The following is a 25,143-nucleotide window of genomic DNA, read 5'->3' as shown; positions in this document are numbered from 1 at the left end:
TCCGGAAGAAGACACATGAAACACATCAATACCCCCGAGGAAATAGAGGAGGTCATCCCCTCAGACGCGGAAGAAATCCTCCACCATGACCACGTCCCGCCGCGCTGGAGCGGCGCACTGTGGTTCGATAAGGCCCTCGAAGGTGTGGTGGGTGCGGCCATCATCGCAGAACTCGTGGTCATCCTGCTGAACATCATGATCAGGGTCATTACCGGCGACTCCGTGCTCTGGACGCAGGAAGTCTCCGAAATCGCGCTCCTGACCATCGCCTTCATCGGCGGCGCCATCGCGTACCCCAAGGGCGCGCACATGTCCGTCCAGGCCCTCATCATGCGCCTCCCCGCGGCCTGGAAGCCCTACCTGGCGGCCCTCGTGGACTGGCTCGTCCTGGTGATGAGCGCCGGCACCTTCGCCCTCTTTGTTCCCACCCTGGTCCAGCAGATCGAAGAGAAGACACCCATCCTGCAGCTGCCCGTCTTCTGGGTCTCACTGCCCTTCTCCCTCGGCATGGTCCTCATCGCCTGGTTCGCCCTGCTGAAACTGTGGCGCCAGGAACGCCGGCCCGTACTGGTGGCCGCAGGCATTACAGCTGTCCTCTTTGCCCTCGTGGCCATGGCCCAGCCGCTGTTCTACTACGCGTCCCCCAACGTACTCCTCGCCGTGGTCCTGGCAGTCCTGTTCATCCTGCTGTTCCTCGGCCTGCCCATCGCCTTCGTCCTGGCCCTGGCCTCCGGAATCTACCTGTACCTCGGCGGCATCTCCGAAATCAGTGCCATCCCCATCGGTATGGCATCCGGGGCCAAAGGCTTCGTCCTGCTGGCCATCCCCTTCTTCATCCTCGCCGGAACCGTGATGAACTCCGCCGGACTGACCCTTCCGCTGGCACGGCTCGTGGACGCCCTCATCGGACACCTCCGCGGTGGCCTCCTCCAGGTGGTCGTCGTCACCATGTACATCTTCTCCGGCATCTCCGGTTCAAAGGTGGCAGACGTCGCGGCAGTGGGCACCACCATGCGCGGCATGCTCGAAGAGCGGAAGTACCCCCGCGGCGAAGTGGTGGCCGTCCTGTCCGCCTCGGCGATCATGGGTGAAACCATTCCGCCGAGCATCGTGCTGCTCATCCTCGGCTCCATCACCACCATCTCCACCACCACGCTCTTCCTGGCCGGCTTCGTTCCGGCGGCCTTCCTGGCCCTGGTGGTCATGGCGCTGGTCTTCCTGCGGGCCAAGAAGCAGGGCGGCGTCGCCAGCCCCAAGGCCACCTGGCGGGCCCGCGGTACAGCGACGTTCTTCGCCATCCCCACCCTGCTGCTCCCGGTGGGCATGGTGGTCGGCATCCTCAGCGGCTTCGCCACCCCCACCGAAGTGTCCTCGGTGGCAGTGGCCTACGCGTTCATCCTCGCCGCAGCGTACCGTCGTGGCAGCCGGAAGCTGCTGGGTGACACGCTGCGGGAAACCACCACGACGGCGGGCATGGTGCTGTTCATCATCGCCGCGGCCTCGCCCCTGGCCCAGACCCTCGCTGTTGCCGGCGTCTCCCAGCAGATCCATGACCTCATGTCAGGGCTGGGTGATTCCCCGCTGCTCTTTATGCTCTTCACCATCGTGCTGCTGGTGATCATGGGCCAGTTGCTCGAAGGCCTCCCCGCTGTCCTGATCTTCGCGCCGCTGCTGCTGCCCATCGCCGTCGACTTCGGCGTCAACCCGGTGCAGTACGCCATGGTGCTGATCATCTCCATGGGCATCGGCTCCTTTGCCCCGCCCGCCGGCGTCGGCTTCTACGTTGCCTGCGCCACGGGGCACGAAACGGTGGAACGGAGCCTTAAACACTTCTGGCCCTACCTGATCGCCGTGTTCCTCGGCCTGCTGGTGCTCGCGGCCGTCCCGTGGTTCAGCACGTTCCTGCCCGCCCTTGCCGGACTCATCCCCTTCTAGGCCCATGAAGACGCCCAGACTGGAAGAGCAGCAGCTTCCCGGCACCTATCCGTCCGTTGCCCTCCTGGGCACCGGACCGATGGGCGCCCCCATCGCACGGAACATCCTCAGGCGGGGAGTTCCCCTGACTCTGTGGAACCGGACACCGGAGAGGGCCCGGGCCATCGGGGGAGGCACCCTGGCGGCCTCCCCGGCGGAGGCCGCACGCGACGTCGTACTGACCGTTCTGCCCGACCTGCCCCAAGTCGAAGCCCTGCTCCACGGCGGCGACGGCCTGCTGGCAGGCTGGCGCGCTGCCGGAATACAGCACCCCATCCTGGTGATCCACGGGACGGTGTCGCCCGTGGCGGTGGCCGACTTCGCAGACCGGTGCCAGCGCAGCTGGGGCGTGGTGGTGGTGGACGCGCCCTTGAGCGGCGGCACCATAGGGGCTGAAGAAGCCCGGCTGAGCATCATGGCGGGGGGCCCGAGGGAGGCCGTGGACCGGGTAACACCGCTGTTCGGGCTCTACAGCTCAACAGTGGTGCGGTTCGGGGATACCGGTGCCGGGTCGACTGTGAAGGCCTGCAACCAGATCGTGGTGGCGGCCACGGTGACGGCCCTGGCCGAGGCGATGGCACTGGCGGCAGGCAGCAACCTGGACCTGGAGAAGGTCCAGGCGGTTCTTGCCGGCGGCCTGGCGAACTCCGAGGTCCTGGCGCAGAAGGGACGGCGGTGGGTGGAGCAGGACTTTGAAGGCGGCGGATCCGCGAAGAACCAGCTCAAGGACCTGGGCTTCATCATGGAAATCGCCGGCCAGACGGGACTGAAACTCCCGCTCGCGGCCTGCGTGCAGAACGCCTTCGAAGACATGGTGGCGGCAGGCGACGGCGACCTGGACCACACCGGGATTTACCGCACCATCCGCGCCCGTTGAGCGCGATTGTCCGGTCGTTGAGCCGGGCCCACGCCCGCAGGGTTCCCTGGCCGAGCTTGCGAGGTAAGGGTGCGGGTGGGGAGCGAGACCAAAGCTGGTGGGGGAGTCTGCGGTGACTGCCGGTGGTTGAGCCCGTCGAAGCCATAGGGGGTTTGGGTAGTAGCACCTCACCCGAGTATGGGGAAGTACGGTCTGCCTGAAGGAACGGGTATGGGTTACTCGTGTTTCCCGCTTGGCGTGGTTGTTTACTGGGAGTGCCGGCGAGGAGAGGGTTTTCGCAATTGAAGGCCAGCTCAGCACATCGCCGGCACCATCGTTGCGGTGGTTGAGGCAATGGGTCCCCCGGCAAGCCGGGACGATTCAGGAACGGCAGGATTCCATGCGAGCCAGATTATCCACTGGGGACGGCATCAACCTCTCGGCCTGCCCTCATCAATTTGTTGGCCGCTGCGATGACTGTTCCGCATCAGCAGTCCTGAGCGAATCGGACCAATTGGTGACGGATGAAGGCGGGACTACCTTCTCGCCGGACTCCGGCACTTACCCGGGCGAATAGGTGGCACCTTTGCCCAGGGCCTCGAGATGGGATCCGGGTATTCCCGAAGAAGCGTGAGCCGCAGTTCGGTGAAGGAAAATTGCCTTTGCCTGCCCCTGATTTGTATGGTTCAGCTATGACTACGGGGAAAGCAATAACCAAAGCCGTCATTCCTGCTGCCGGATTGGGGACTCGCTTCCTGCCCGCCACCAAGGCAATGCCGAAGGAAATGTTGCCGGTGGTAGACCGGCCGGCCATCCAGTACGTCGTCGAGGAAGCCGTCAAGTCCGGTCTCACCGACCTGCTAATGATCACGGGGCGCAACAAGCGCTCCCTTGAGGACCACTTTGACCGCGAGCCGGGACTTGAGCGTGCCTTGGAGCTGAAGGGCGACAAGGAACGCCTAGAGTCCGTGCAGTACGCGTCGGAGCTGGGTCCCATTCACTACGTCCGCCAGGGCGAGGCCAAGGGCCTGGGCCACGCCGTCCTGTGTGCCAGCCAGCACGTGGGCAACGAGCCGTTCGCCGTGCTGCTGGGTGACGACCTCATTGACGAGGCCGAGGACCTGCTCACCACCATGATGGAAGTGCAGCAGAAGACCGGCGGTTCCGTGATCGCCTTGATCGAAGTAGATCCGTCCCAGATCAGCGCTTACGGCTGCGCAGACATCACTGCAGTGGAAGGCGAGGACTACGTCCGCGTCAACAGCCTGGTGGAGAAGCCCGCAACTGGAGAGGCGCCCTCCAACCTGGCCGTGATCGGCCGCTACGTACTGCACCCGTCCGTGTTCGGCATTCTTGAGACGACGGCGCCTGGCCGCGGCGGGGAGATCCAGCTGACTGACGCGCTCCAGACCCTGGCCGCCGGAGAGGGCGAAGGTTCAGGGGTGTACGGTGTGGTCTTCAAAGGCCGTCGCTTCGACACCGGCGACAAGCTGAGCTATCTCAAGGCCGTCATAACACTGGCTTCCGAGCGCGTCGAGTTTGGCGAGGACCTGAAGACCTGGATGAAGGGATTCGTCGGCTAGTCTCGACGTTTTATGGCTTCTTGGAGGCCCGTTGTCGCAAGGCAGCGGGCCTCTTCTGCGTCTGGACAGCGAAGGCTGCTAGAAGGGAGCCTATGACCGCTCCTGACGTGTTTGTCACTATATCTGACGGGCTTGCAAAGCGGTCGTGAAGAAACAGCAGTTGACCGAGCTCTATACAGCCCGAAATCAGCAGTCCGAAGGCGCCAATTTGCCACCAGTGTTTGGCGGGAAATGCAAGTGCGCTTACAAAACCGACCGGCATGAAAAGAACAAGGTTCGCGAAGGCTTCAACAAATTTGTAGTCGAACCAGCCCGGCACGCCGTGCCTGTGGAGAAAGTTCAGGACCGCCGTGAGTTGTCCTGAAATAGGCTTATCAACTGGTGAGGGCCAAAAAGCAATGAGCGTCAGGGGAATAAGCATGGCGACCAGTGCCGTGCGCCAGAAGCGATAGTTCTGGAGGAGCCTCAAGCGGAACTCACGAGGTCCGTAGAAGGGCGAAGGCGGCCGTCCCGAGGGCGGACGCGGCTAGGAGGAGAAGAAGCACGTAGTGCAGCACCCTTGTGCGGGGGAGGGGAATGGAAAAGTCGAGCTTGCGTGGTGCTTTGCGCCAATGTCTCCCCATAGCCCTAATAGATACCACAACTCGTTAGTTGAGCTTGTTGCTCCGGTGGTTGAGCCTGTCGAAACCTTAAATGCAGAAGGTGGGTTGTTCTCTATTGGAGAACAACCCACCTTCTTTGGTGCTTCAGAAGCGAGGCAGTTATGCAGCGACCTCAGCCTTCGCGCGGCGGCGAACAACTACCACAGAGGTTGCGCCTGCAGCCAGTGCCCCAGCACCAACCAGGGTCCAGAGGACCAGGCCGGAGTCTGCACCGGTGCTTGCGAGGCCAGAACCGGTGTTGGCCAGCGGAGCGCCACCGGTGGTCGTGCCCGTGTTTGCCAATGAGGCAGCTACAACAACCGTGACGGGACCGACGACAACACCGGACTCGACGCCTTCGGCGGTAAGAGAATAGGTGCCTGCCTCGCTGATAGCAATCGGCAGGGAGAATGCCCCCTGAGCATCGGCGGTTGCCTGCAAGGTCTGTGCCTCAGCCACAACGTTGATTCGTGCTGCTACTGAACGGCCACCGGCGATGTTCGCACCGTTGGAAGCTGGAGCCTGGCCCGGCGTTACGCGGATGATCAGCGGTTCACCGGCGCGGAATCCCTGGCCGCGGAAGACGAAGGTCTCACCCGGCCCAACGACGCCGTCCGAGACCGCTGCCTGAGGCGGAAGTGGCGGATAGGTGGCTGCCATGGCCGGCCCTGCGCCGATGAGTGCTATGGATCCTGCCAATGCGAGTGCTGCGAGTGTTTTTTTCATGTGTGTCCCCCCGGAGACGTTAAGTTTTCTAGATGTACCCGAATTGAGGAGCTTTCCTCACCGCACGAGACCTGTGCGGAAATGACGGATAGTTATCCCAAAAAAACGTTACCATTTTGCGGGCCATGTGAGCAATGTCAATCCAAACGGTTTACATAGTGTTAACGCGATGTCTACGCACCTGGCCCGCAGTCTGAATTTTGCGTGGGCAGTATCACGTCTTCTACGTTCTGTGCTGTTGGTGTCACAAAAACGCTCGGTTCGGCATGCTGCACGATCTTACTGAATGTGAACTCCAGTGTTTGGGTCTCCCCGGGTGCAAGCTGTACGGAAACCATGCCAACCGGACGGTTGCCGTGAAGGTATGGTGCAAAATCCGTTCGCTTGCCTCCAATCGTGGCCATTTCGATATTTGCAAGCGCCGGACCGTAGGTGGCTATGTTCGTGCGCACGGATCCAGGGGGAACTCCATATATGCCATCCCCAGTCACATAGGCGGGTAGGGCGGTAGCAGCATCTGCCGGAGCCGTGTTGGTGCTGCTGACGCGAACCGTTGTCTGTTCGTAGCCGTCTTTCGCGCATTGTCTAACGAGTTGCACGCGGCGCTGGACGTAGTAGTCCATTTTCGCCCCCGTACCATCATTGAAGAAGACGCCGAACTGAGCCGGCGCCACGCTTGGACCCGCTATTGAGCCGCTAATGGGATATTTCGCGATGAGGGCCTGCTCATCCGAAGCACTGGACCAGATGAGAATGCGCCCTTCTTCTACTCCATGGCTAATGCCCGCAAGAAGGGCCTTTGCATCTCCAGTACCCTGAGACAGTGTTTCGAATATTTCCTGTGCCACGCCCGCAAAGTAGGCATCCTGAAGCTTCGGCTGCTCGATTTTCGCGTACACATCAGATAACAGCGTCTTGACAACATTCTTGCCATTTAGCTCCGCGGGGAGTCCGGTCCGCGCTAACAGAGACGGTTCTGTGCTGCTTATCCGGACAGGGCCCGTGGCCTGCAAGACATAACTGAGGGCAACCGGGTCTATTGAAATGACGCCTGCCACACGCTGACCGGTCTTGCGCTCCCACATAGACTGCGCTGTCTTGGCCGCAGTGGGAAAATCGGGAGTGAGGTTTACATCTTGCATGAACTTACCCAGGCGGCTGGAGTAGATGTGTTGTTGCTCCGCGTCAACGGCGATATTGGGCGACGCAGCGCCGAGATCTGTGGCACTGCTCTGCGAAGTCAGGGTGAGGCTTCCCCCGTCCGCATTGAGAACTGCCAGAGCGCCGGGTATGCCGCCTGACGCGCGAGACTCGGCGTTGTTCTGAATCATTAGGAGGTACTGCCGCGGTTCCTTAGACCCAAGCATGTCTGGAATGAGTTGGGACGCTGTCGCCGCGGCATCGAGGGCGCCAGTGACACCTTCCAATTGTTCTCTAGCTTCGGTCAAAGGCTCCGCGACCATTGGCAGGAGACCATCGGCATCTATTTCATCAAGGCGAGCGGCGGATGTCCGAACAGCGTGTGCCGCGGCCGTGACGCTCGGTGCTGCCGCTTGGAGTGGTTTCAAATCCGTTCCGGCGCTGCTTGGGGCTAATCTGTCCCAATCAAGTGAGCTGTAAACGTGGACGAGGGGCGTCAATCCGAGGGTTGTTACGTCTTCCGCCGAGCGAGCAACTTCGGCGACTGCGCCGAAGTTGGCCCCGAGCCAAGGAAAGGTTGAAGCAAGGGTCCAAATTGGATCGTCTGCTGCTTGCTTGGCTGCCGACGTGTGAGTCTTGAGTTGCGTCAGAGTCGCTGACGCTGCTTGAGGGTTGTCTGTAGAAATTGCCTCTTTGAGGGGTGTCACCAAGGCATTCGCTGCGTTGAGCTCATTCTTGATTGTTACAGCCTTTGCGCCGAGCCAGACTGCCCCGGCGGCGAGGAGCGTTAAAAGGACCGCGCTCCAAATGAGCGGGGTCAACAGCCGCTTTTGACTAGGAACTTTTGACCGCTGGCGTCCGGAGTTTTCTTTTCTTTGAACCATCTCGTCCATTCTTATGGACGCCCGAGACCGCGGTAAGTCCACCCGGCCGCGCGCCACTTGGCGGCATCGAGAACATTTCGTCCATCGAGGATGCGGGGAAATGACACCGCGTTTGACAGTTCATACGGATCGAGATCGCGGTACTCCTGCCATTCTGTGAGCAGCAGCAGAGCGTCTGCATTCTCCACGGCTGCCTCTGAACTAGTTTCGTAATGAAGCTCAGGGAATCGCCGGGCAGCATTGTCTAGAGCTTTTGGGTCCGTCACCGTTACAACAGCGCCTTGAAGCTGGAGTTGAGCCGCGATGCTCAGTGCGGGTGAATCCCTGACATCATCGCTTTCAGGTTTGAATGCCGCGCCAAGAACCGTTATCCGTTTGCCTAGCAAGGATCCGCCACACAGTTCCCGAGCAAGCTCGACCACCCGTGTTCTGCGGCGCATGTTGATGGCGTCCACCTCACGCAGGAACGTTAGGGCTTGGTCAGCGCCGAGTTCTCCAGCTCGGGCCATAAATGCCCGAATATCCTTAGGTAGACAACCCCCACCGAAGCCGATGCCGGCATTAAGGAATTTTCGGCCAATACGGTCGTCCATTCCTATGGCGTCTGCCAACCTCGTCACGTCCGCCCCCGCGGCCTCACAAAGTTCCGCCATAGCGTTGATAAAGGATATCTTTGTCGCCAGGAACGAATTGGCTGCTGTCTTTACCAGTTCAGCAGTGGGGTGGTCCATTACCAGTCGGGGGGTACCCGAGGATAGTGAGACTGCGTAAACTTCGTCGAGGAGTGCCACTGCGGGGTGATCTTCAGAGGCGTCCTGCACTCCGTAGACAAATCTGTCGGGGTGCAGCGTGTCCGAAACCGCGTGCCCTTCACGGAGGAATTCTGGGTTCCAAACCAAGTGAGCGTCGGGTTCCTCGGACTGGACCAGCTCGGAGAGCCTTGACGCTGTGCCAACGGGAACTGTGGACTTTCCGACTACTACGTCGCCGGCAGCTAGATAAGGGATGAGCGCGGTGATGGCTGCGTCGACATAAGTCAAGTCGGCGGCATTCTCACCCTTTTTTTGCGGGGTACCAACACAAACGAAATGTATTGCGCTTCCCCTCGCGGCGGCCATGTCCGTCGTGAAGGACAACCGGCCAGTTTCCTGGACTTCGCTTAGCAATTCCTCGAGACCGGGCTCGTAGAAGGGCGCCCGCGCGGCGGAGAGTTCAGCTACTTTCCGCTTGTCCACGTCGATGCCGACGACTTCGTGGCCCAGCTTGGCCATGCAGGCGGCATGTACGGCTCCCAGGTAGCCACAGCCGATAACTGAAATGCGCATTTGTGTTCTTCCTTCCCCCGGAGGGCAATTGTGCAAAAGAGATAGCCTCAGTAAGCGCCTGTGCTGCGGAAGACCGCTCGAACAGTGCGAAGCAAGATAACCAAGTCACCCGTTAGCGACCAGTTTTCTACGTAGTACAGGTCAAGCCGGACGGAGTCCTGCCATGAAAGGTTCGACCTGCCACTGACCTGCCATAGACCTGTTAGCCCGGGCCGTACCAACAATCTGCGCCGCACATCGTGCTCATAGGCAGCCACTTCTTTAGGGAGTGGAGGCCGCGGCCCTACGAGACTCATCGACCCGTCAAATATGTTGAAGAGCTGCGGCAGCTCGTCAATACTGTACTTGCGCAAGACATGACCAATTCGAGTCACGCGGGGATCGTCTTTCATCTTGAAGAGAACGCCGCTGCCCTCGTTCTTGGAGGCCAGCTTCTGAAGTTGGTCCTCGGCGTCAACAACCATGGATCTGAACTTCAACATGCGGAATGGCTTACCTTCAATCCCGACTCGTTCTTGACGAAATAGAATAGGTCCCTTGCTGTCCAAACGAACCAGCAGCGCCACGAGCAGCAGGATCGGTGCAGTTGCCAAGATGAGCAGGCCAGACACAACGACATCGAATAAGCGCTTGGCTACTCGTTGTCCTCCCTCTAGCGTGGGAGTCGTAACGTGGATGAGCGGAAGCCCCGCTACCTGCTGAGTGTGTATTCTAGGCCCGGCAACGTCCGTCAGCGCTGGTGCCATGATGAGCCCGATATTTCTGGAAGCAAGCTCCCAGCCGAGGTGCCTAAGCGACTGAGGGTGTAGTTGCACACCCGCGGATACAGCCACTGCATCGGCATCGCATTCTTCGATTGCCTGAAGTATCAATTTCGGATCGGAGCTGTTCCCCAGCACAGGCAACCCCGAGAGGGGCTCGAAGGATAGGTGTTCGTGCCCTCCCGGCGAGTAGGCGGCAACAGGCATATACCCGGCCTGTTTCGAACGAGAAAGTGACTCGGCGAGGTGGGCTACGGCACCAGGCCCGCCAAGGATCAAGAGCTTATGCATGCTCCGGCCGCGCTGACGATCGACGTTCAGGTGCTGACGGACCAGCCAACGGGCCAGCAGGAGTCCACCGAGACCGACCGGCAAAGCTACGCCCACGTACCCTCGCGCTGTGTCAATTCGGGTTACATAAGAAATTATGGCGATTGCGCCAAACAGCCAAAGGGAGGCAGCGGCGACTCGTTTGTACTCGTCAGCGCCGCTACCGAGTATCCGATAATGCCTGCTCGACCAAGCGCCGAGCATGAGCCACCAGATGACGACCAAACCAGCTGAAAGCCAGCCGTATGCGGCATCCTGTCCAGACATGTTACCGCTCGGATCCATGCCGAAACGGAACACGAACGCCCCTACAACGGCCCAAGTAACCACAACGGCATCTACAACAGCTAGCCAACGGGCTGTACGTATCCGCCAATCCGACTCTCGACCCAATGTGGTCCCCCATTTTTAGTTCTGGCTGGGGCTATATACGGCAACGGCATTCCCCAGGTTGAGCGCCTCGCCGTATCAATAGGTGACATGAAGGAGACTCGAGCGCCTGGCCGAGCGAAAACAGACGCTGTCTCGCTCCGCCTATCGTCGCCGATATGATGAACGAGCGCAAATATGTCCACGGATTCAGCGGGAAGTCGAATTACTGCAAGAATCGGTCTTGTTCGCGTCAAGTGGTGAGCTCGTAATCGACATCACACGTGAGAGTACACCCTTCGTGTCCGCCTACATTATATTTGTCCTATGTGCTGGGGAGCCAAAATTGGATAGCCATGTCCCGTCTGTGATTCACGTCACCGAGAGCTTCGGGGGTGGTGTTGCTGCGGCCATCCGTGATTACTGCCGGAACTTTCCCAGCGCTGAGCATCACCTTGTTTTCGCACCTAGGTCTGATGCACCGGTCGACCCTGCTGACATGGGCAGCTTCGCGTCGGTGACGGAACTGCGTCCTGGTCATTTTCGCCGGATCAGAGATCTTAGACGCTACATGCGAAGACATCCTAACGCCGTAATTCATGCCCATTCGAGTTTCGCTGGGGCATATGTGCGCGCCTCGATCGTCAAGACCGACCACCGCCCCATAATCTACACTCCGCATTGTTACGGGTTTGAGAGAAGGGACAGTGGCCGGTCAACTCGGTCTCTGTTCTGGCTCCTGGAATGGCTTTTTTCTTTCAACACAACTGTTTTCGCGGCATGCTCCAAGCGCGAAGAGCAGCTTTCAAATTGGCCAATGGCTCCGGCGCGCAGTGTTCACGTACCCAATGTTGCATCCAGCGACGTTGTCAGCGTCCAAAGGCCTATTGAGCTCGGTCGTGTCCGACACGTCGTTGGGGCTGGTCGTTTAGGACCTCAAAAGGATCCATCGTTCTTCCGTGATTGCATTCTGGCACTTCGCGATGCCGGCTATGAGGTGGATGCGACTTGGATTGGCGGAGGGGATCTGGACACTGAGCTTATGCTGGCGGAAGCTGGCATAGCAATTACGGGTTGGTTGCCGAGACCCGACGTCTTGGAAAGACTCAAAGCGGCCGATGTCTACATCCACTCCGCCAGATGGGAGGGATTTCCGATCGCGGTACTTGAGGCCTCGCTGATGGGCGTTCCCATTGTGGCTCGCGACATTGCCGCCTTTGCGGGAATCGAGATGCCGCTCCTCGTAGATTCCCCCGAGGAACTTGTCGATTCCTGGCCGGACTTGGAATCGGCAGACGTGAGGCTGGAGATGGTCAAGTCCACTGCAGCGGCGCTAGCAAATTGTAATGACCTTGCGCAAGCGGAAGCATTACGGGGTTTGTATCAGCTCGACGCGAACGGTCGTAGTGACTATTCCGTAACGGGCGACAGTGCTTCCTGAGTTTGTGGGAAGGGCTGTGCATCCTGGCGCAACTGTTCTGGACGGGCGAAATGGTTCTAATCAACTCCAATCGCGAGCGATTCGCTGAAGTACTCTTACCGTTGGATTTCCCCAAAGGGTTCATGGGTACTTGAAGGTCAGTATGTCATTTCACGCTTCAGGTAAAGAGGACGGGGATAGAAGGTCTTAGGTGCAGGTGCCAACTTGATGTCTCTGACCGTCTTCGGGCAACCCGAGGGGCGACATGAAAGCGGTCCCGGGCAGTCAAGCCCGGGACCGCTCGGTCGCCGTCGAGAAATCAAGTATTACTTCCTGATTTGTCCCCTAGGCATTCGAAAAGTAGCTACCGGCGTTCCAACTGGTCTTCAGACCGACCGTAGACAACCTGGTCGAATTCGCTGGATGCCGACTTCGTCTGCCGCCCGAGTGGGCTCTTTCTTGAAGAGGGCTGAGTGCTTTCGTAGGAAGCGTAGGTGTACGTGTAGGCGTCCTGCCCCTTAGACGGCAGCTTGTTCATGACGACTCCAAGCAAAGCGGCGTCCACCATCTCAAGAGCAGAAAGCGACTTTTCGAGGTCCGTGGTCTTGACCGCCTGACTACCCACAACCAGCACGACTCCGGAGACACGCTGTGCCAGCACGGCGGCATCAGTAACAGGGAGAAGCGGGGGCGCATCGATTACCACGCAATCGAACTGTCGCTCGAGATTGTCGATCAAATCCGCCATGGTTTCGGAGCCCAAGAGTTCGCTGGGGTTCGGCGGTACCTGCCCGGACGTCAGCACGTAGAGCTCATCTTTCCCCCAAGGGTGGAGAAGATCTTCCACAGGAGAGCTGCCAAGAAGCACAGTTGTGAGTCCGACGTTCCGGTCAAGTCCGAGGTATTCGCCGACCATTGGTCGCCTGAGATCGGCGTCGACTAATGCCACAGATTTCCCTGCTTGCGCAAGGGCGAGGGCCATATTGACTGCGGTAGTGGTCTTTCCCTCGCCGGGAAGTGAGGACGTAATGAGAACAGTCTTCGACTTGTGCGCAACTTGGGCGAACTGAAGATTCGTCCGAATTTGGCGAAAGGACTCAGCCCTCGGACTCTGAGGGGCGAACTGTGTAAGCAGAGGTTTTTTGGTTGCGTCCGAATCGTAGGCGATTCCCCCCAGGATCGGTGCGTCCGTGACTCGGCGAAGGTCCATCTCGCCCTTGATTTTCGTATTCAAAAGGTTCCTGAGTACCACCGAGCCCAAACCGACCACCAACCCCAGGAGTGCCCCAATGACGAGGTTCAAACGAGTATTAGGCGCCGATGGAGAGCCGGGAGCAGTAGCAGGTGTGACCACGGAAAGTCGCACAGGGGGAGTTCCACCCGCTGACGGGCTTTCAAGCTGGGCGACAACCTTGACGAGGCTCTCGCTGACAGCCTGTGCCACGGCGGCCGCTTGCACAGGAGAGGGATTGGTGGCCCTAATAGTCAGGAGGACCGTTTCCACGCCAGCTGTTGCGGTTATTCTGCTGGCAAGCTGGGCCGGAGTCATGTCAATTCCGAGGCTGTCTATCGCCGGCTGAAGCACTGCGGGCGTGGTGACTATTTGTGCGTACGACTGAACCCGGTCCTGACCAAAGTTATTGACTTGCTGCAACTCCTGCACGGTGCCGGAGTGCTGCGTTGCCAAAAACAATTTCGTTTCGGCTGTATAAGTTGGTTGTATGGCAATGGATATCGCTCCCCCAGTCAGCAGTCCCGCCATGGTTATGGAAACCAGCAGTATCCAACCGCGCCGAAGAATTCTTAGGTAGTCTGTCAGCTCCAAGTGATTATCTCTCCGGTAATAATTAGGGTTGATGTGTAACAGTCAGTTCGCCGACACTGGCCGTCGAGCAGAGTCCGTCTGACGGTAGCCCTAATCATAACTGCTCTCCTCCCACATCTATCCGCGAGCGCTTGAAAATTTGCGTTAGAGCATAGCTCTATGCCGATGGGCACCTACACCTTTGCAGGGAAAGCCCCCCGTCATCGCAATAGTTCTTTGTCACGAGGGCAACCACGCGTCACATCCTGGGTCCTCCGCTGTCATATACTTGCGGTGCAGGCCCTGAAGCCAGATGCAGTACCGCGCGTCCTAAATGACACGAGAATGGCTTCATCTCACCTGGTTGGAACGGCAACGAAAACAACTGTATTCTGTGCCTTATATGGCGCACATGGCGCCGGCCCAATGGCGTGGCAAGGGAAATCGCACTGCTGTTGATGAGCACGACATCACAGGAACCGGTCGACCGGGGAGGTTCTGCCTTCCGGACCCGTCCTTGATTCGGGCGATAGCACCCTGGTCAGCCCAAAAAGTTAGGATCGGTCCATGCCCCGAAATGTCAGGCTCGAAACTCGTGGGACGGCCCCAAGCGCAAACTCGCCCTCTCGATTATCACTGCAGCGCCGCTTGACCTCAGACGCTTCGCGCCTCCGCTGTATGTTGCCGCAACAGAAGTTCAGTAGGTCCCCTGCGGATGGTCAGCTCGTTCGAGCCACATATGACGAAGGTCGGGTTCGCTCGGACGAAGTTGCTTCGCCGTATTTGTTCCGAATGGGTGCGCTCCTCATCAAGCGGTTTAATTGGAAACCGTCCCAGGGAGCACTTCATGACGTCTCCAGGTCAAATTTCAAAGAAAGCGGCGCCGGCGAATGACGCGAGTATTGGTTTCCGGCCGGGTGATAGACAAACAGGTAGGCGGCAACACCCGTTACGCAAGAAAGATCTACGATGATATTTCGAGTTTCGGAATTACTCATCAGATTGCACGGCCTGCCAAGGAAAGTGCACGTTTTCGTTCCTTAAAGTATGCACTGACGGAAACTGTGACCATGCCCCTTTCTGGGCGTTGGGACTTCGACGTCCTGCATTTCCCTGCTGACACTGGGGCGGTTTCCAAAGGCCGACGTCCAATAGTCGGGACGATTCACGGGCTCGCAACCCTACATGTGCCCAACGTGCGGAAGGGAATCCATGACAAACTGTGGAGGACTCGTGTTGGACGCCTGGCTGACGTAAGCACTCGTATTATTACTGTATCTAATTCATCGGCACGCGACATCGCCACACTTTTCCCTGGAACTTCGTCGAAGATCGTTCCGATTCTCCACGGCATAGATCACGAAAAGTTCAATATTCATGCTGGTCGTGAACTGGACACAGAAGCGGTCGCTGAACTCGGAGTGGATGGACCGTACTTCCTCTACTTGGGAAACCTGGACCCGCGCAAAAATATTGTCGAGCTTGTTCGAGCCGCCACCCTGGTATACGAGGAGACCGGCGTGCCGTTGCTCATCGCTGGCGGTCGCGCATGGGACAGCGATTCCATCCTGGCCTGTATCGAGGAATCGCTCGGAGTTACGTATTTGGGCCGAGTTGATGAACGCTATCTCGTTCCTCTCATGCGCCAGGCATTGGCGTTCTGCTTTCCTTCCAAATACGAAGGCTTTGGATTTCCTGTTGTAGAGGCCATGGCATGTGGGACGCCTGTAATTTGTAGCAACCGAGGTTCATTGGCAGAGGTTGCAGGGGACGCGGCGATGGTCTTAGACAATATTGATTATCAATCCATCAAGGGGGCAATGCTGGAGATGGCTGCTAATTCCAGTCTTAGGGACGACCTGCGGACTCGCGGACTCGTAAATAGTTTGCGATTCGACTGGGCGAAGTCCGTCGAACAGCACGCTCAAGTTTTCCATGAGGTGGCGAATTGAAAGCCGTGATCATCCACGCCTACAGCTCGACAAACTCCGGCGACGGACTCTTGGTCACTGAGGCCTTGAATATCCTCAACACCGCATTCCCGGATGTCGCAGTGTCGCTGGTTGCACTCGATCCGGAAAGCTTTCACTCTCGTGAATTTGCGTCAATTCTGCATCCGCTCTCGGGCGGTTTACATAGCATCAGTAAAATTGAGACTGTCAAGCTAGGGTTAGTCAGACTCGTTCGCCGGGATCGACCCCAGACGATCGCGCAACTAGTCTCGGAAGCAGATCTAATAGTCGGAGTAGGTGGCGGCTACCTTCGCGCCAAGGGTCCAATCGAAGGCTTCAAAATGGGCCTTACAAATTTTGTCCAGCTTCCCAACCACGCTGAACGTACACCCTTCGTGTATTTACCTCAAAGTATCGGCCCCTTTTCTTTTGGGATCGGGAGACTGACCTCTCGTCGCTTGGCACGCGCTGCCGTAGTCATGGGACGCGATGACAGGACGATCGCTCAACTGGGCAAGCCCGTCGACGCGACCAGACTTCCGGACATGGCCATTCTCGGCCTTCCCGGAGTATGGCAGGGACCCTCTTCAGTCGCCCCGGAAAAGCGAGGAAATGTTGGCGTTGTTGCGCGTGAACTTGGGAGGGGACGCAGGGCAGCGGCATACCGCAGAAATCTCCTGGAGCTGCAGGAGAAAGTTGATGGGGAATGGCTTACTCAGGCGAGCGCTAGGGGCAACAACGATCCTGACTTTTATCGGTCTTTGGGCCACGAGGGCGCAACCCGCTCTCTCAAGGACGTTGTAGAGGGTGAAAGTAATGTTCCGCCAGTCATCGTGTCCGTTCGCCTGCACGGGGCCATCCAATCCATTCGCGCCGGTGTTCCCAGCGTTCATCTGAGCTATGAGCGCAAGGGCTGGGGGGCGTATGAAGACCTCGGTATCAGTGCGTACGTGCACAACGCGTTTGATTTTGATCTCGAACTGGTTGTGCGTCAAACTCGCGACTTGTCCGAGGACGCTAGCGGTTATTGGCAAGCCGTGGAGAACGCTTTGCCGGATATCAGGGCAAAGCGACAGCGTTTAGTGGACGTACTCCGCTCGACCGTTGCAACAAGTCGGATATGACCATGTGGGACGTCGTGTTCGCAAGTCACACCGCTCAGACTGGTGTCTTTCGCGTTGGAAGTCATCACTATTCACGAGAGTTCGCGAGGTCCGGATGTGAAGTCACACATGTCTCGACAGGCCTGACGCCTCTTCATCTTTCGAAGATCCGAACGCCGGATGTAAGGAGCCGCCTGCGGCTGGCTCTAAAATCTCCCATCGTGGACGAACACGGGGTGAAACACGTTGTTCCGCTCCTCATTTTTCCGACAGGTCGTCTGTCATACTCCGCAGCCAACGCGGTGATGCGTGTGCCTATGCGGTCATGGTCAGCAACGATGGATAGAGATCCCAAAAAGTCACCGGATCTTCTGATCATCGATCAGCCACTTCTCGGCGGATTGATTGAGATCTTGAGGCCGAAGAGGGTTATTTATCGGCCGACAGATGCACACTACGATCCCCGGACGCGTGAGGCTGAAAGGCGCGTAGTCGCCTTGGCTGACGGCGTCGTGGCAACTTCCCGAAGCGTCCTGGATGATGTCCTTGCGGGTGCACCCCGGGTCGTTCCTACGGCAGTGCTTGAGAATGGCGTGGAATTCGAACGATTCAGTGAGGTGTCGGAATCCGGCCCACGATCTGGAGCCGTATATGTGGGAGCCTTGGATAAGCGTTTCGACTGGAGGGCTCTCAAGACGCTTGCGAATGCTTTTCCGAACGAAAGTTTCAAAATTGCCGGCCCCGTACCGACTTCTAAGCCCATCGGACTCCCATCGAATGTGATCTTTTTAGGTCCCGTTTCGTACTCGGATATCCCCAAGCTGTTGAACTCAGCAAAGATTGGCTTGCTACCAATGAGCACTGACCCGTCTAATGACGGAAGAAGTCCGATGAAGTATTACGAGTACCTTGCAGCGGGCCTAAATATTGTTGCCACTAGCACCGAGACACTCTCAGAGCGTACAGGACCTGGTGTGCATCTTTACGAGCCAGTGGGCGATCCAGTGCCTGCGATGGCCGCTGCCTTAGCCTCATACGACGGCAACAGTCTCGGAAAAGCGTATGCAGGTGATTTCTCTTGGTCGAAGCGAAGCCAGCGTCTAATGAAATTCATTCAGGAGACCGGTGACTAATCAGTATTTTGCTCCTAATGGCGATTTCAAGAAATGTTTCGTGCCTGCTATCTGCGTGTCGCGTCAGCGGAATACGCCGGACTCACCTTTATCCGATTCACTTCGACGCTTGTTGACCCAAGTAGCCACCAAACACTGGTTAGCAGGACCCCCTAGAAAGATTTCTCGTCCTCGGTCTCCAAGAAGGTCTGGGAATGAAGCATAGGGCTGCGGGCCGTCAGATTATTGCTCCCAACAAGAACATCCTGGGTAGCGCAACCTGGGCGACTTTGCAACAGATCATTAGTATGGCCGCTACGGCGGTGAGCGGCATCATTTTGGCACGAGTGCTTGGCGTTGCCGAGTTCGGTATTTTCAGCTATGCGACAAACTTGGCAAACATTGGAATGTCGATAGTAACAGCGGGTCTGGCTGGACTGGCCATCAAGTCTCTGGTGGAGAATCCCGAGCATCAGCGGCGAACGATGACGGCACTGATCGTCATCAGGGAGTTCTTTGCCGTCCTAGCGTATGCGTTGTTGTTGTCAGTCTCCTTGACTGCTGGACAGTCCGTGGTGTTGGAAGCGACGGCTGTCGCCCTCTTGGTGCTGATATCTCGGGGCTTCGACGCGACGGAATATTGGTTTCAAGCTCGTGTCGAGAGTCGCAAGAGCGCAGTAGTCAGGATTTCTGTCGTACTTGCATTCCTGGCTGCCCGGCTATGCGCTGCAGTCCTAGGAGTGGATCTTTGGATTTTCCTCTGGATGTATGTTGCTGAGTCAGTGTTTATTTCCTTAGGGCTGCTCCTCCGGTTCTACTTGGACAGACAGTCGGTGGGGCTGGGACGGCCAAGGATTCACAGCGTTCACCAACTATTGGGCAAGTCTTGGATTCTTCTTCTCTCCGGGATCGCCCAACAGGTCAATAGTCGGGGCGACATTCTGATTATCCAGGCCCTCGTTGGCAGCGTTGGCGTTGGAATCTATGCTGCGGCGTCAAGATTCTCAGAGATGTTCTACTTTTTGCCCGTCGTCTTCATGACTGCGACTTTTCCTAGTTTGATACGTGTGCGTAAGAAGTATGGGGGTGCTAGTAGTCAGTACCGCAGATCTCTTCAGCGATCATACGATCTGGCATGCTGGACAGGCATAGGCATTGCCGCTGCTGCGTTTTTGCTGGGGCCAGCATTCCTGACGCTGTTGTACGGGTCTGATTATTCGCTGTCAGGGCAAATACTCCAGATTCACGTATTAGCCCTGCCTTTCGTATTCATGGGTGCTGTTTTCAGTAAGTGGATCCTTGTCGAAGACCTACTGTTTGCCTCCCTCATTCGCCACTTTCTAGGAGCAGCGCTTAACATTGGCCTCAACTTCTTGCTTATTCCTACTATGGGATTGGCGGGCGCTGCAGTTGCGACATTAGTTTCCTACATAGTCGCGTCTTTTTTATCGTGTTTTATAGGAACCTCAACGAGGCCGGCCGGCCTCCAGATGGCGCTAGCCTTGATCGCGCCGGTTAGATATCTCATTGCTTTTATGGGTGGAAAAGGAACGGAAATGAAGATTTCGCCAAACTTGCGGAAGTCGCTTGGCCGTCGGCGCCACAAAGTCATTCAGAGCCTGCGCAGCGGAAGTCGAATTCACAGATTTGTCTATTATTCAATGTTCAGTGACGCTTTCAAGCGCGAGGAGTTTGTGGTCGCTAAGGGCCACCAGGCCTTTGCCAAGAGATATGCTGACGGCAAACAAGAATTCCTTTTGCGGCGCAACATTCATATGCTGGAGAAAGGCCTAACTATGGTCCCTCGGCGCGAAACCTTTGGGGTCGATTACATTGCGGAAACTGTTGCCTTGCTGCGTTCGGCCAAAGACCACCAACCGAAATTCATCAGTGACGAAGTTCAAGATTGGGCCCGCGAGGTTTTGCGTCGATACTTCGAGGCGACCGAGTTGAGCACCAGTGCTGTCATCCGGCAGGCTCAGTCCACTTTTTATGCGATTGATTGGGCATCAGACGGGAGTCCTGAAAGTGGACCGCATGCGCCTTACACTGACGAGCCCCCGGTCGATATCGAAACATTGACTCAGCTAGCCGTTCGTCGAAAGTCGGTTCGGTGGTTCGAACCAAAGCCGGTCCCCAGAGAACTGGTAGATCTCGCCATGAATGTGGCCCGTGAGGCCCCTTCGGCCTGCAACAGGCAGCCGTTTACTTTTCGAATTTTCGACGATCCGGAAATGATTCGCCAGGTGGCGGCTGTGCCCATGGGTACAGCGGGCTATGGACACAATCTGCCCGGGCTGGCTGTCATCGTTGGGGACCTTTCGGCATTTTCGGACGAGCGTGACCGCCATCTCATTTACACCGACGGTTGCTTGGCAGCTATGTCCTTCATTCTTGGTTTAGAGGCTCAAAACGTTGCCTCGGTGTGCATCAATTGGCCGGACATTTTAGAACGCGATAAACGAATGGGAAAGCTTCTTGGGCTGAATAGCCACGAGCGCGTGGTGATGCTAATTGGCTTCGGCTTCGCCGATTCAGCAAGCCTGACGCCGTATTCTGCCAAAAGAGACCTCGATGCGCTTAGGAGCTACAACACGCTATGACTATTGACCTGCGGGGCGTAAACACCCACAACAAGGGTGCCGAGTTGATGATGTATGCCGTCGCTGAACGGCTGGGAGGCAAGTTTCCCATAGCCGTTTCACCAAACGGGTCTGCATATGATGTCCGAGCCCGCTTAGGGATGCGACAGACGCTGCTGATGAATCAGGCGCCCCTCGCTAGTGGTTTCGTAGGTTCCTTGGTGCCAGCAAAACTGAGAGACGCCTTCGGTCTCACTAGCGAGACTGACGTGAGCGGCGTCCTGGATGCCGCCGGGTTCGCTTACAGCGACAGCTTCTCGCCTGTTCGCAGCAAGCGCGAAGCGCTTGTCGCCGATCGCCGCAAGAAACGTGGCGTTCCAACAGTGTTTCTCCCACAGGCGTTCGGTCCTTTCAAGAACGAAGAGCAACGAAAATGGTCCAAGCAACTTCTCGTCAGTGCTGAACTTGTTTTTGCTCGGGACCAAGTAAGCCTGGCCCATGTCCGCCAACTGGATCCTGCGATCAACGTCCAATTGTCGCCAGATTTTACAATTGGGCTGAAAGCACCGCGAAGCTCACGGTTCAGTGGTGATTACGCTGCCCTTGTTCCGAATGTCAAGATGATTACGCACACCGGATTGGGCGAGGATGCCTATACCGACTCCTTTATCACGGCTGGGCAAGTCCTGCGTGCTGCTGGGATCGAACCGGTGATCGTCGTTCACGAATTCAATGACAACGACATCGCCCACCGGGTCGCTCAGCAGCTTGACTGCGACGTATTCCGGGATAAGAATCCACTTGTGTTGAAAGGTGTGATCGGGAATGCGCGCGTCGCCATTGCAAGTCGTTTCCACGCTATCGTTGGTGCCCTTTCTCAAAACACTCCAGTTCTCGCCTTCGGCTGGTCTCACAAGTATGAACAGTTGCTGGGTGACTATGGGGTGGAGCGCTGGCTCTTTTCCGCAGAACAAGATATCAAGGAGTCTATAGAAAACCTCATAGCGGATGACGAAGGCTTAGCTATTTTGGAGGCTAAGCAACCCGAACTACTTGCCGAAAATGATCGAATGTGGTCTGCGGTCATCGATGTTCTGGGCTCCGCGCGTCCTTAATCGAAGGACGCGTGTCGTGGTCTAATAAAGGGACGTCGTACACATGTACTGAGGCTTGATGCCTGCGTGGCTCCTGCTGAATTTGGATTGACTGGATAGTCGAAGGGCTAGTAGCTCTGCCTTAATGACGTTCTCTTTGTATCAATTGGAATCATGAGCCGCGAGCTTTGCCGACTCTTCAAGTTTTGTGGAATGTTCTGCATGAGAGGTTTTCATGCCTGTGGCAGCATTTGCCCAACTGGGTCTACGTTTGGACCGGTTCGTTTGATGTGTTCGATGGCCGTGTTGTTTGCTTCCGATTTCGCCGTTGACGGCTCTTTGTGTTTGGTGGGGAAGTGAGCCCGCGTCGCAGCTAAAAAGCGGGGCACGTGGCCCAGCTGGGATAAGTGTGTCTTACCTTAAACGAAGGACAGGACCAGGAGCCTTGAATGAGGCAAACCGGGTTGGCGCCTGAGGCTGCCACTCCCATAAACCGTGAAGAGCCCCGTTGACCATACGGTGACAATGAAAACTTTGTCCTCTTTCCACCAAATCAGATCGTGGGACAGAGCCAGTGCGTTTCTGACGCACGATTTGTCGCATCATACGGCGGTCGCATCGGCATCGGCATGGGGCCGGTGGCCAGCAGCGTCCGGACCTGTTCTCTGACCAGCAGGACAGTCGGCAGCACCCCTGTGGCGTCGTCAGGGCGAACGCGGCGCTGAGCCTATTTCGCGACCTGTCCGAGGGTGCGTCGCCACCGGCCGTGGACCTGTTGGGTTGGTCGCTGCCGGACTTCGGTGAGCATATCGTTGCTGAGCTTGACGGAAGGAGTCGACCGGAACGGCCGTGCCTAGAAGCCATTACGTACGGCCTTGAATGCTGGGGCGTTCGACAGCGAGGACTTGCACGCCGAGGCGCCAGTGAAGTGCGGGGAGACACAATCAGGGCTCGCTGTTAGCGATGATCGAAAAGTGGGCCATTTCGCCGACGTGGCTTCCATCGGTTCACTTTTCGACCGTCACCGAGACTGGTAGCTCCTGACTTTTGATGGACGCGTGGAGAACATCCATCAAAGCAGGGCAACGACCCTTTCAGCTTTCAAACACGAAACTTGATTCACTACCAAGTACGAAGAGCCCGGAATCTCACCGTACTCAGCTGCTGCCGATTTGCTCTGACTAATAGACTCGACGCTATTGGCCCCAGGCGGAGTTGGGGATTCTCGCGGCGCTTTCGGATTTCGCTGGCGTCTTGCAGGCGTCGCTGTGCAGAGTTATTGCACCGGTGGTCTGCCGGTTGTTCCTCGAACCGTCGTGATAACCAGCAGTCCGCGGGTGAGGAGCGGCATCTGCCACGATGTGTGCCGGGTTGAGGCATCGTCGCTCCTGGGTGCGTAATCTAGCCTGTTATGCTGATCGGCCTGCCGTGGGGGAAAGATAACTTCGTCTCTCGACGGGAATGCGTACGATCAATTGGCTCTTAGCCATTCATCCAGTATTGCCGAAGTGTAGTAGGCCTCGTTGCGGCCCAGAACGATCAGCAGGAAGTACGCTGCAGCGAACGCGACCGTGGCCAGCCCTGCGCCGAGCCGGTATTTTGGAATCAATCCCACTATCAGGCCGTACCCGATGATGCGAAGATAGCCGAAGTAGGCCAAAAGCCGATAAAACGGGTAACTAATCTCCCGTACCGGAAGTAGCACGAGCTCCAAAGCAAGGAGTGCCAGCACGACGATTAGGGCGCGCCGGGTCATCTGCTGAGCCTTCGACAGAGCTTCGACGGCCGACTCGCGTGGCTGCGGAAGTGGCATCACGAGTACCCCCCCACGAGAACGGGGGGCGCGCACTAGCGCAGGTTTCGCACCGGATTGCCGTGTCGCCGCGAGCACCCAGATACCGACCAAGAGCGGCACAGCTCGATAGAGGGCATCAACACCGAAGGCCCGGCCTCCGCGCGCGCCTTCGCCAAGGTATTCCTGGTACTTCGAGTCGGCGAGGGAGTTGCTTAGCAATTCGAGGATCGGTGCGACCGCAGCAAGCGCGAGCGCGCCAACCACGAGGACCACCCACACGGCCCGGCCGACTCGATGGCGACGAGTTTTTAAGTACACCGCCACGCCCCACATGATGAAGAACACGATGGCGGAGTTGTGGAAAAGGAGTCCTGCCCCACCGACCACGAGTCCCAGGCCATACCTTGAGCGGAGCACGAGCGCCAGGCCGAGTACAGCAAGGGAGAGGGCGGGGCTTTGTCGGAGGAGATTGAATCCCTCGACGTAGGCCGTTAACAGGTATGTGAGCCACATCACTGTTGGCGACCCGTACTCGCGAAGCAGCATGATCGCCATCAGAATGATGCTCGAGGTAAAGGCTGCTAGGACGGCGTAAAAGACATGAGGGTCCGTCGTGTAACGGCTGACTAGCCAGTTGAGGAAGTAGTACCCGGCTTCTCCCTGAACGTTTTTCGCTATGGCGTAATTAAACATCCCAGAGAGTTCGGGGGTTGCCGCCATCGCGTTAAAGACTCGGTTGCCGTAGATCATGACGTCTGGGCCGCCGACTTCCAGGTCGCGGATGCCGGCGAAGACGCTGACAAGTAGGATCGCGATGGACGCCGACACCCAACGCACCAGAATGAACTTGCCCCTGAAGGAGCCTGCAATACCGACGAACATGGTGGTGACCGCGAAAAGAATTACATATGGCGCGATCATCCTTCGTTCCTGCCATACCGATGCGTACCGGAGTCGAACCAGTGGCCATGACTGGCAAGCGTGCCGCTGATCCTATGGGTTAGCCATCGGATGAACGTAGCGCACCCTAAAGCCCATGCCGCCACTGAAATGCCGTCTGTCTTTGCTAGCAGCCCGGTGCGCTTGAGCAGTAATCTCACAGCTAACGTAAGCGCCCGCTGGAGTGGAACGAAAACCACGGCCGCTGCAAGGATGGACTCCGCAAATGGGCGTGGAAGATTGGTGTGTGCTGCGTTTGGCAATGAGGCCCCCTTCGCGCCAAGCTTACTAGGCCAACGTTGACTACTTGGGCCTGTTACCTGGGGGACCTCCAGGTACTTGTTGTTGACTAAAGTCCGCTTCGGCGGCGTGGGCCTATACCATTAGGCTCACTAGGGCAGAGGGGGCCTACCTGCTGATCGCCCCCGACGGTACTTCGGTCAGCGGTGCGAAGTGTGCCTATCCCGGACGAGGACCATGGCTCATCCCGCAGCGACACCGACGCTATTGATAAGCACCTGGCCGTTCCGTTGCAAATTCCCTACCTCCCTCATGACCCGGCATGGCCGAGAGAGACCTCTCGCCTTCGACGGGCTCCAGTCAAGGTCTCGGGGCGGCACTAGGGGAACCCCAGGCTGATTTTGGGTCGGTGGCCGGAACTGGAAGGCGAGCCTGCGGCTACAGGACCGCGTCTCCGCATCCTCGAAGGAGAAACTTGTCTGTATTGAGTGTTCTACTCGGACCTGGACAGAG

At 57.6% G+C, this 25,143-nt stretch carries 16 protein-coding genes; 9 read left to right on the top strand and 7 right to left on the bottom strand.

Annotated features, from left to right (window positions below):
• Window positions 1–15 precede the first annotated feature (15 nt).
• From BMX78_RS04020 to galU, 3 genes are all read left to right on the top strand, one after another.
• Window positions 16–1,935, top strand: a complete 1,920-nt coding sequence (locus BMX78_RS04020) for a TRAP transporter large permease (protein WP_091416687.1) — start codon at window positions 16–18, stop codon at window positions 1,933–1,935.
• A gap of 4 nt (window positions 1,936–1,939) precedes the next feature.
• Window positions 1,940–2,851: an NAD(P)-dependent oxidoreductase gene (locus BMX78_RS04015; protein WP_091416685.1), complete on the top strand. Its 912-nt coding sequence runs from the start codon at window positions 1,940–1,942 to the stop codon at window positions 2,849–2,851.
• Between the two features lie 671 nt (window positions 2,852–3,522).
• Window positions 3,523–4,413 carry a UTP--glucose-1-phosphate uridylyltransferase GalU gene (galU, locus tag BMX78_RS04010; RefSeq protein ID WP_091416682.1) on the top strand — a complete coding sequence of 297 codons (891 nt, stop codon included), beginning with the start codon at window positions 3,523–3,525 and terminating at the stop codon, window positions 4,411–4,413.
• Window positions 4,414–4,423: 10 nt separating this feature from the next.
• Here galU and BMX78_RS04005 read toward each other — a convergent pair whose 3' ends face one another.
• From BMX78_RS04005 to BMX78_RS03985, 5 genes are all read right to left on the bottom strand, one after another.
• Window positions 4,424–4,882 (bottom strand): VanZ family protein, encoded by a 459-nt coding sequence (locus BMX78_RS04005; RefSeq protein ID WP_091416679.1) that lies wholly within the window; start codon window positions 4,880–4,882, stop codon window positions 4,424–4,426.
• Between the two features lie 292 nt (window positions 4,883–5,174).
• Window positions 5,175–5,780, bottom strand: coding sequence for an LPXTG cell wall anchor domain-containing protein (locus BMX78_RS04000; protein ID WP_091416677.1), 606 nt, complete (start codon window positions 5,778–5,780; stop codon window positions 5,175–5,177).
• Between the two features lie 173 nt (window positions 5,781–5,953).
• Window positions 5,954–7,813, bottom strand: coding sequence for a DUF4012 domain-containing protein (locus BMX78_RS03995; protein WP_286138769.1), 1,860 nt, complete (start codon window positions 7,811–7,813; stop codon window positions 5,954–5,956).
• Between the two features lie 2 nt (window positions 7,814–7,815).
• A complete protein-coding gene (locus BMX78_RS03990; protein ID WP_091416674.1) occupies window positions 7,816–9,129 on the bottom strand; it encodes a UDP-glucose dehydrogenase family protein in 1,314 nt (437 codons plus the stop codon).
• 47 nt (window positions 9,130–9,176) lie between these two features.
• Window positions 9,177–10,613, bottom strand: coding sequence for a sugar transferase (locus tag BMX78_RS03985; protein ID WP_091416671.1), 1,437 nt, complete (start codon window positions 10,611–10,613; stop codon window positions 9,177–9,179).
• A 277-nt stretch (window positions 10,614–10,890) separates the two neighbouring features.
• Between BMX78_RS03985 and BMX78_RS03980 the strand changes: the two genes are divergently transcribed.
• Window positions 10,891–12,030 (top strand): glycosyltransferase, encoded by a 1,140-nt coding sequence (locus tag BMX78_RS03980; RefSeq protein ID WP_353615421.1) that lies wholly within the window; start codon window positions 10,891–10,893, stop codon window positions 12,028–12,030.
• A 343-nt stretch (window positions 12,031–12,373) separates the two neighbouring features.
• On the opposite strand, the gene BMX78_RS03975 is transcribed toward BMX78_RS03980, so the two are convergent.
• Entirely contained in the window at window positions 12,374–13,834 is a 1,461-nt protein-coding gene (locus BMX78_RS03975; protein ID WP_091416666.1) for a tyrosine-protein kinase domain-containing protein, read from the bottom strand.
• 869 nt (window positions 13,835–14,703) lie between these two features.
• Between BMX78_RS03975 and BMX78_RS03970 the strand changes: the two genes are divergently transcribed.
• From BMX78_RS03970 to BMX78_RS03950, 5 genes are all read left to right on the top strand, one after another.
• A complete protein-coding gene (locus BMX78_RS03970) occupies window positions 14,704–15,765 on the top strand; it encodes a glycosyltransferase family 4 protein (protein WP_091416663.1) in 1,062 nt (353 codons plus the stop codon).
• Between the two features lie 5 nt (window positions 15,766–15,770).
• Window positions 15,771–16,889, top strand: coding sequence for a polysaccharide pyruvyl transferase family protein (locus BMX78_RS22685; protein ID WP_286138789.1), 1,119 nt, complete (start codon window positions 15,771–15,773; stop codon window positions 16,887–16,889).
• Between the two features lie 317 nt (window positions 16,890–17,206).
• Window positions 17,207–18,001, top strand: coding sequence for a glycosyltransferase (locus tag BMX78_RS03960; protein ID WP_170850677.1), 795 nt, complete (start codon window positions 17,207–17,209; stop codon window positions 17,999–18,001).
• 194 nt (window positions 18,002–18,195) lie between these two features.
• On the top strand, window positions 18,196–20,583 hold the full coding sequence (locus tag BMX78_RS03955; RefSeq protein WP_091416655.1) for an oligosaccharide flippase family protein: 2,388 nt from the start codon (window positions 18,196–18,198) through the stop codon (window positions 20,581–20,583).
• Window positions 20,580–21,677 carry a polysaccharide pyruvyl transferase family protein gene (locus tag BMX78_RS03950; RefSeq protein WP_091416652.1) on the top strand — a complete coding sequence of 366 codons (1,098 nt, stop codon included), beginning with the start codon at window positions 20,580–20,582 and terminating at the stop codon, window positions 21,675–21,677. The genes BMX78_RS03955 and BMX78_RS03950 overlap by 4 nt, the downstream gene beginning before the upstream one ends.
• Window positions 21,678–23,127: 1,450 nt before the next feature.
• On the opposite strand, the gene BMX78_RS03945 is transcribed toward BMX78_RS03950, so the two are convergent.
• Complete coding sequence (locus BMX78_RS03945) at window positions 23,128–24,372, bottom strand: EpsG family protein (protein ID WP_091416649.1); 1,245 nt, start codon at window positions 24,370–24,372, stop codon at window positions 23,128–23,130.
• Window positions 24,373–25,143: the final 771 nt, after the last annotated feature.

This window comes from Arthrobacter sp. OV608 (genome assembly GCA_900110595.1).
GTDB lineage: Bacteria > Actinomycetota > Actinomycetes > Actinomycetales > Micrococcaceae > Arthrobacter.
The sequence above is the reverse complement of the archived record's forward strand: the minus strand, read 5'-3'. Positions and strand labels throughout refer to the sequence as shown.

What these genes read in the sequence shown, in the direction of transcription:
- BMX78_RS04020 (WP_091416687.1), top strand. Translation starts at nt 16, where the DNA reads ATGAAACACATCAATACCCCCGAGGAAATAGAGGAGGTCATCCCCTCA.
- BMX78_RS04015 (WP_091416685.1), top strand. Translation starts at nt 1,940, where the DNA reads ATGAAGACGCCCAGACTGGAAGAGCAGCAGCTTCCCGGCACCTATCCG.
- galU (WP_091416682.1), top strand. Translation starts at nt 3,523, where the DNA reads ATGACTACGGGGAAAGCAATAACCAAAGCCGTCATTCCTGCTGCCGGA.
- BMX78_RS04000 (WP_091416677.1), bottom strand. Translation starts at nt 5,780, where the DNA reads ATGAAAAAAACACTCGCAGCACTCGCATTGGCAGGATCCATAGCACTC.
- BMX78_RS03995 (WP_286138769.1), bottom strand. Translation starts at nt 7,813, where the DNA reads ATGGACGAGATGGTTCAAAGAAAAGAAAACTCCGGACGCCAGCGGTCA.
- BMX78_RS03990 (WP_091416674.1), bottom strand. Translation starts at nt 9,129, where the DNA reads ATGCGCATTTCAGTTATCGGCTGTGGCTACCTGGGAGCCGTACATGCC.
- BMX78_RS03970 (WP_091416663.1), top strand. Translation starts at nt 14,704, where the DNA reads ATGACGCGAGTATTGGTTTCCGGCCGGGTGATAGACAAACAGGTAGGC.
- BMX78_RS03960 (WP_170850677.1), top strand. Translation starts at nt 17,207, where the DNA reads ATGGATAGAGATCCCAAAAAGTCACCGGATCTTCTGATCATCGATCAG.
- BMX78_RS03955 (WP_091416655.1), top strand. Translation starts at nt 18,196, where the DNA reads ATGAAGCATAGGGCTGCGGGCCGTCAGATTATTGCTCCCAACAAGAAC.
- BMX78_RS03950 (WP_091416652.1), top strand. Translation starts at nt 20,580, where the DNA reads ATGACTATTGACCTGCGGGGCGTAAACACCCACAACAAGGGTGCCGAG.
- BMX78_RS03945 (WP_091416649.1), bottom strand. Translation starts at nt 24,372, where the DNA reads ATGATCGCGCCATATGTAATTCTTTTCGCGGTCACCACCATGTTCGTC.